2 protein-coding genes are annotated in these 2,773 nt (G+C 53.3%); one reads left to right on the top strand and one right to left on the bottom strand.

All coding sequences use genetic code 11. From position 1 onward, the window contains the following. Positions 1-11 precede the first annotated feature (11 nt). Complete coding sequence (locus PPL9_RS14500; protein WP_082596874.1) at positions 12-1,667, top strand: acyl-CoA dehydrogenase family protein; 1,656 nt, start codon at positions 12-14, stop codon at positions 1,665-1,667. On the opposite strand, the gene PPL9_RS14495 is transcribed toward PPL9_RS14500, so the two are convergent. Next, the gene (locus tag PPL9_RS14495; protein WP_057463362.1) at positions 1,652-2,590 is read right to left on the bottom strand and encodes an AEC family transporter; all 939 of its coding nucleotides are present in this window, start codon (positions 2,588-2,590) and stop codon (positions 1,652-1,654) included. The two genes, PPL9_RS14500 and PPL9_RS14495, sit on opposite strands and share 16 nt — an antisense overlap. Positions 2,591-2,773: the final 183 nt, after the last annotated feature.

Raw genomic sequence — 2,773 nt, 5'->3', positions numbered from 1 at the left:
CGGGAGGAAAAATGGATAAAGTTTCACAAGCCACTATGACGACAGGGGTAATTAATCAGGCCCCGCCATATTGTGGGTATAACCTTGCCGAGAGTGATCCAATTCTCCTTGCTGATCTGGGTGGCACGGGCTCCAACGATTCTGCACGGGAGGAGCTTATCAAGTTTGGTGAGCAGTGTGGAGCCGCAGATGCACTGGATCTGGGGAGACTGGCAAATGTTAATGAACCGGTGCTGAAAACACACGATCCGTATGGTCGCCGTCTGGATGTTGTCGAATTTCACCCGTCCTATCATGCGCTGATGCGCCGCTCGTTTGAAGCTGGCCTGCACAGTGCGTCTGTTGAGTCCATGGAGCCGGGTGGTGAGCGTGCGTTTTATAATCGTGCGCGCAAGTATTTCGTGATGAGTCAGGTGGAAGGTGGGCACCTTTGCCCCGTGACCATGACCAACGCGTCTGCCATGGCTCTTACTCAGGCCCCAGAACTTGCCAAGGTGTGGAATGAGCGCATCCTGAGCCGCAAGTATGATCAGCGTTTCCGCCCTGCCAGCCAGAAGATGGGTGCGAGCCTTGGCATGGGCATGACGGAGAAGCAGGGTGGGTCCGACTTGCGTCAGATCATCACTCGCGCTGAAAAAGTTTCTGACGACACTTATGTGATCAATGGACATAAGTGGTTCTTCTCTGCGCCGATGTGTGATGCGTTCCTTGTGCTGGCGAAGCTGGAAGAGGGGCCAACCTGTTTCCTTGTGCCGCGTATTTTGGAATCTGGCGAAGTGAATGGACTGGACTTCCAGCGACTGAAAAATAAGCTGGGTAACAAGTCCAATGCCTCTTCCGAGGTTGAGTTTAACAACGCTGTTGGCTTCCTTGTCGGGGAAGTGGGTAAGGGCATCAAGACCATTTTGAAAATGGTGACACCTACCCGTGTGGACTGTTGTATTGGGTCTTCTGCCCTGATGCGGGCTGCGATTTCCAGAGCGGTTCATCACACCTCCAACCGCAGTGCATTTGGGGCTCGTCTTATTGAGAAGCCACTGATGCAGCGGGTTCTTGCGGATATGTCTCTGGATATGGCTGCAAGTGAGGCACTGGCGCTGAAACTTTCGCATTGCATGGATTTGGAAGGTGAAGACAGTCAGGCTGCTGACTTCCTGCGGATCATCACGCCTGCTGCAAAATACTGGATCTGTAAGAGTGCAGAGAACGTTGCAGCTGAGGCGATGGAGTGTCTGGGTGGCAACGGGTACGTGGAAGATCACGACATGGCTCGTATCTACCGTGAAGCCCCAGTCAACAGCATCTGGGAAGGCTCAGGCAACATCATGGCGCTGGATTTGCTGCGGGCTATGCACCGCACTCCAGACAGCTTCATGAATGTGCTTGGCATGCTGGAAGCTGATCTTGGCCCTGCCGGCAAGGTGTCTGTTGAAGTGTTGCAGGCTGCAGCGCGGACGTGTCTGGAAGATGAGGGTGGTGCCCGGTTGCTGACTGAACAACTGGCGATCACAGCTGCAGCAGCAGCGCTGAAAGAAGTTGCTCCTCCAGCGATTGCCAATGCGTTTATTGAGACCCGTATGGCAGGTCAGTGGCGTTCAAGCTATGGCATGCTGGATGCTCGCTATGACGCCAAGGGGATCCTTGAGTGGCTTTACCCGATCAAGTAGGCCACGACCAATAACCACGTCGGAATAGTGATTGCGGCGGCGACTGTCTGAAGGGTCAGAATTTCGGCCATCAACTTGGCGTCGCCGCCCATTTTCCTCGCCAGAACAAAACTTGCCCCTGCTGCCGGAACAGAAAACACCAGTGTGACGATGGTTGCCGAGATTTCGTCAAGCCCAAGTGCGAGCGCAAAACTCAAGGCAATGCCTGGTGCAAGTACGTTGCGCAAAAGCAGAGCTGATGTAAGCGCTGGGCCCGGGCGACGCAGTGCCCCCAAATCCAAAGCTGCACCGACGCACAGAACTGCAATTGGTAGGGCGGCACTTCCCAAAAATGTCAGATAGTTTGCAATAACTTCCGGAATATAACCACCGGAGGCGTTGATGAGGCCTCCTGCTGCAACGCTGATGATGAAAGGGTTCTTGATCAGCTCTTTTGCAAGCGTCTTTGGCGAGGGGACGGACCCTCCTGCATAGATCGATAGCACAATCACGCAGAGCAGGTTTGCTGCCGGGATCATGATTGCCATAATGACCGCCACCAGCGCCACACCTTCCTCTCCAAAACTATTGGCTGCGATTGCCATGGCGACAAAACCATTCCAGCGCACAACACCTTGAAAAATGGAAGTGAAGCGCGGACCTTCGATTGCGAATTTCTGTTTTAGAAAGGGTTGTAGGACGAGGCAGAGAATGGCCAGAAGCGAGAAGGTTCCCAGTACGGATATGGTGATTTCCATGACTGGCATTGCAGAGAAATCTGAGGTGCCTACGTTGATCAGGATGATCGCAGGGAACAATACCCAATAGGCCAGATCTTCCATACCGCTCCAGCGCTCTCTTGGGATGAGATTGCGGTGACGGAGGAACCATCCTGTGGCTGTGAGGAGCAAGACAGAGATGATGGCTGACAGGGCAGAGAACATGCTTGTGCTTTTCAGGCTGTTGCATAGACAGGAAAGTGTCTTTGCAAGTGGATGGACAAACAGCGCATTGAGGCGCGTATCCGTCTATTCACGTAGCCTGAAAAAAGCAGAGTGGTAAAGCGTAGGGCGCTTTAAATTTTCTCAAGTGTTGTTGCTTGAGAGCTGGACCTACTCGTCCTCAAA

The sequence above is a fragment of the Pseudovibrio sp. POLY-S9 genome, from assembly GCF_001431305.1.
Classification (GTDB): Bacteria; Pseudomonadota; Alphaproteobacteria; order Rhizobiales; family Stappiaceae; genus Pseudovibrio.
Note: the sequence above shows the minus strand (reverse complement) of the source record. Positions and strands in the feature narration are given on the sequence as shown.